3 protein-coding genes are annotated in these 2557 nt (G+C 71.0%); 1 reads left to right on the top strand and 2 read right to left on the bottom strand.

The annotated features are described in order from the left end of the window. The coding region (locus tag KIT86_RS24885) for a TOBE domain-containing protein (RefSeq protein ID WP_297403395.1) at positions 1-524 on the top strand (524 nt) is incomplete at its 5' end. Here KIT86_RS24885 and KIT86_RS24880 read toward each other — a convergent pair. After that, the gene (locus KIT86_RS24880; RefSeq protein WP_297403393.1) at positions 525-1952 is read right to left on the bottom strand and encodes a PepSY domain-containing protein; all 1428 of its coding nucleotides are present in this window, start codon (positions 1950-1952) and stop codon (positions 525-527) included. A gap of 7 nt (positions 1953-1959) precedes the next feature. Continuing rightward, the gene (locus KIT86_RS24875) at positions 1960-2454 is read right to left on the bottom strand and encodes a copper chaperone PCu(A)C (protein ID WP_297403397.1); all 495 of its coding nucleotides are present in this window, start codon (positions 2452-2454) and stop codon (positions 1960-1962) included. Positions 2455-2557 lie beyond the last annotated feature (103 nt).

The raw sequence follows: 2557 nt of genomic DNA, 5'->3' as shown, positions 1-2557 counted from the left end.
TGGAGGCCTTCGCCATCGGCGACGTGATCGGCGTGATGCACCAGGGCCGCCTGCACCAGTGGGACGACGCCTACGCGCTCTACCACCGCCCGGCCACGCGCTTCGTGGCCGAGTTCATCGGCCATGGCGTGTTCGCACCGGCGCAGATCCAGATGGTGGGCAACCAGGTCTCGGTGCAGACGCCGCTGGGCCCGCTGCACGACGTGGAGGAATGCCCCCTGCCCTCGGCCTACGACGCCGGGCTGTGCGACGTGCTGCTGCGCGCCGACGACATCGTGCACGATGACGACGCTCCGGTGAAAGCGCAGATCCTGCGCAAGGCGTTTCGGGGCTCCGAATTCCTCTACACGCTGCGCCTGGCCAGCGGCGAGGTGCTGATGACGCACGTGCCTTCGCACCACAACCACGAAGTGGGCGAGTGGATCGGCATCCGCGCCGAGGTGGACCACGTGGTCACCTTCGAGCGCGGCTCGGGCGCCAGCTCGCCACCCGCGCCCGGCGTGGTGCGGGCCCCCAGCGCCTGATCAGCCCAGCGCGGTCCGCAGCGCCGGCAGGCGCGACACCACCAGCCAGTCGAGCAGCAGGACGCCGAGCAGCACCGCCCCCGTGAGCGGAAACGCCAGCGCGAGCCCACACATCACCAGCGCCCCACCCTTCCACAACGAGGGCTCGCGTGGGGCAGGCGGCGCCACCAGCCGCCAGCTGCCCCGGGGCCGGCGCTTCCACCACATCACGATGCCGCTCACGCACAGGAACACGATGGCCAGGCAGAACGCCACGTTGAGCAGGGCGTTCCACAGCCCCAGGTCGCCCTGGTGCAGCGCAATGCCCACCGCCATGGCCTTGGCCAGCAGCGGGTAGTCGGCGTAGGCGGCCTCGGCCAGCACGCGGCCGGTGTAGCGGTCCACGTGCACCGTGCGGTCCTGCGTCGGGCGGCCCAGGTCGCCGCTCATGGTGTCGGCCGACAGGGTGTACACGCCGGTGTCGCCTTGGGGCAGCTGGATGTGGTGCTGGCCAGCGAAGCCGAGCTGCCTGGCGAGCGCGGCCACGCGGTCCAGGTCCACCGGCTGACCGGCGGGCACGCCCACCGCGCCCTGTTGCGAACCCGAGGCCGGCAGCGGGGTCTGCTCCAGGCCCCAGGGCACCTCGTGCGTGCCCCCGGCATTGAGCGTGGCGTGCGTCGCGTCCGACAGCGGCACCGCGTCCCACTTCGTGGCGGGGAAACTGCCCCAGGGCTGCGCGAATTTCGCGCCCCACACGCCCGTCCAGGAAAGCCCCGTGAGCAGGAAGACCAGCAGCACCGCGCCGAGCCAGAAGCCCACGCTGGCGTGCAGCGAGCGCCACCACAGCCGCCCCTTGAGGCGCAGGTCGGGCAGCAACACCTGGGCCCAGCGCGTGCCACCGCGCGGCCACCAGAGGTAGAAGCCGGTGACGATCATCACGATGGCCAGGCCCGCTGCGATCTCGATCAGGCGGTCGCCCACATCGCCCAGCAGCAGCGTGCCGTGGATCTTCTCGGCCCAGGCGAACCCGGTCTGGTCCTTGTCCACCAGCTGCAGCACCTGGGCGGTGTACGGGTCGACCGCCACCGCTTCGGTGGTGCCGTCGCGAGCGACGACGAACCAGCTCGCGCGGTCGGGCGTGGCCGGCGCGATGTACTCGCGCAGCGTGGCCTGCGAGCGCAACTCCAGCACGGCCTGTGCCTGCACGCTCACGGGCAGCGGCGCGTGGTCCCTCACGCTCACCGTCACCGCCGGACCGAGTCGGGTCTGGAAACCGGTGAAGAACACCATGACCAGCCCGGTGAGGGCCAGCATGAGCAGAAAGGGCACCACATACAGGCCGGCGTAGAAGTGCCAGCGCCAGGCCACGGCATGGAAACCGGCATGGGAGGCGGACGGCCTCGTCCCCGCGTCCGCCTGCGCGGACGCGCGTTGAGCAACGGCTTTCATGGCCGCCTCAGTGCTTGTGCTTGCCGTGGTCTTCGGCGGCGGCTGGCGCCGCGGCACCGGCACTGCCGAGCGCGCGCGCCGTGGCCTTGACCTCCAGCGTGCTGCGCTGGCCGTCCTTGCCCTCGAGCACCAGCGTCACGGGCACCACGTCACCGGCCTTCACCTGGCCCTTGAGGTCCATCAGCATCACGTGGTAGCCCCCGGGCTTGAGTTCGACGGGCTGGCCTGCGGGCAGCGCCAGGCCTTTGACCTCGCGCATGCGCATGACGTCTTTTTCCATCGCCATCTCGTGGATCTGGGTCACGCCCGCGATGGGCGATCGGGCATCCACCACGCGGGTGTCGGCCCTGGCGGTGAGTTGCATGAAAGCGCCGGTGGATTTTTGCTGCGCGACGGTGGCGCGCACCCAGGCGTCTTTCACGTCAACAGAAGCGGCGGCGGGCGTTTGCGCCCAGGCGCTGGCCGTCATGGCCAGCAGGGTGGAGATGAGCAGGGATTTCATCGTGGAGTCGTCCATCGAAAGGCATTGATCGGGCTCGCCCGGCCCGCGCCGCAACGCAGCGGCGACCGGGACACGGGCACAGGGGCGGCCCGCGCTGCGGCGC

The organism is Hydrogenophaga sp. (assembly GCF_026125825.1).
In the GTDB taxonomy this organism is placed as follows: Bacteria; Pseudomonadota; Gammaproteobacteria; order Burkholderiales; family Burkholderiaceae_C; genus Hydrogenophaga.
This window is presented reverse-complemented; position numbering and strand designations above follow the sequence as displayed.